Origin of the sequence: Limimaricola litoreus (assembly GCF_024159025.1) — a bacterium.
Lineage (GTDB): Bacteria > Pseudomonadota > Alphaproteobacteria > Rhodobacterales > Rhodobacteraceae > Limimaricola > Limimaricola litoreus.
Map to the genome: position 1 here is coordinate 1 of NZ_JAMYXC010000144.1, position 1357 is coordinate 1357.

The following is a 1357-nucleotide window of genomic DNA, read 5'->3' on the forward strand; positions in this document are numbered from 1 at the left end:
GCCCTTCCGCATCGGCCTCGCCGCCGCGCTGGCCAGCCTGTGGACCGGCCCGGTCGTGCGCGGCTCCGACCCCGATGAGCTTCTGTGCGGGCCCTTGTTCCTGAGCAGCCCGCGCCTGCACGACTATCTCACCTCGCTCGACGCGAGCTTCGTGCCGCCTGCGGCGGGGCTGGCCACGGCCGAGCTGGTGCGCTTTGCGCCCGAGGCACGGACGCATGACACCTGGCTGCGCGAGATCGGCCAACGCGTGGAGACGGTGTTGCGCGACGCTCGCGCCGCGCAGGGCGAAACCGCCCGCGAGGGCTGAGGCCCGCGATGATCGTGCCAGTCCCCTCCTTTCCGACCGGGCAGGTGCCGCCCATGGCCGCGCGGCCGGAGCCGGGTGCACCCGAGGGGGCTGCCCCGGGCTTCGCCGCTCTCATGAGCGCGCAGCAGGGCCGGGCGGCGCAGGGAGATGCGGCGCAGACCGAACCACCCAAGGCGACGACGCCGCTCGATGAGCTGCAAGGCGACCTCGAAGCCGTGGCGCAGGACGGGCTGGCGCGGCTCGTCGCCGCCGGCGGGGACGAGACCGCGCAGGCGGAGGCCATCGTGCATATGCAGACCGGGCTGAGCGAGACGATCGCCGCCTTCGACGCCGCGCATGGCACCGAGCTGGGCGGGCTGCTGCCCTCCGGCACGCAGGAGGCCGACGCGCTTCCGGCCATGGTCTTTTCGGTGCCGCCCGGATCGGCGCAGGCGGTCGCGGCGGTGCAGGCGGCCATGGGCGGGGCTGGGCCCGAGCGCGCCATCGCCGCCCTGACGCGGATGTCCAACCTGCTCGACACCGCCGCCACGGCGATGGGCATGGACCCTTCCGGATCGACGACCGCCGGGCCGATGGCGGTTGCTTCCGGCATAATGCCCTCCGCCACGGCGCCTTCCGCCACGGCTCTTTCCACCATGGCGCCCTCCGCGACGGGGGCTTCCACTGCGACGCTCTCGCCAACGAAGCCTTCCCCTGCGACCCCCTCCACCGCGACGGCTTTCATGCCCGCCGAAGCGTCCGGCGACCCGTCGGCCCCGATGCAACCTCTCGTCCCCGCTCAGGATCAGGCGGCCCCGCGCGGGGTAGCGATGATCGCAGCCGAGCCCCGGCAAGGCGAGACGCCCGCGGGTCTCGTGACGGAAAAGGCCGCAGCGCCCGGGCAGCCCGCGCCGTCGGCAGGCACCACGATCTCGCAACCCTCCGCCCCGTTGAGTTTTTCGGCGCTGGTCTCGGAAGCCGCACTCCTGGGCGGCGAGGCCGGGGCGGGCGGGCAGGATCTCGCGGCGGTCGAGCTGCCCGGAAGCGAGCCGGGGGCCGCGCGCGGCACCC

General features: G+C 74.5%; 1 protein-coding gene and 1 pseudogene. Both read left to right on the plus strand.

The window, feature by feature from the left end; translation table 11 throughout:
- Positions 1-307: hypothetical protein (locus NHG85_RS09765; protein WP_253331908.1), on the plus strand; the 307-nt coding region annotated here is incomplete at its 5' end.
- A gap of 113 nt (positions 308-420) precedes the next feature.
- A pseudogene (locus NHG85_RS09770) lies at positions 421-1357 on the plus strand (hypothetical protein); the annotation flags it as partial.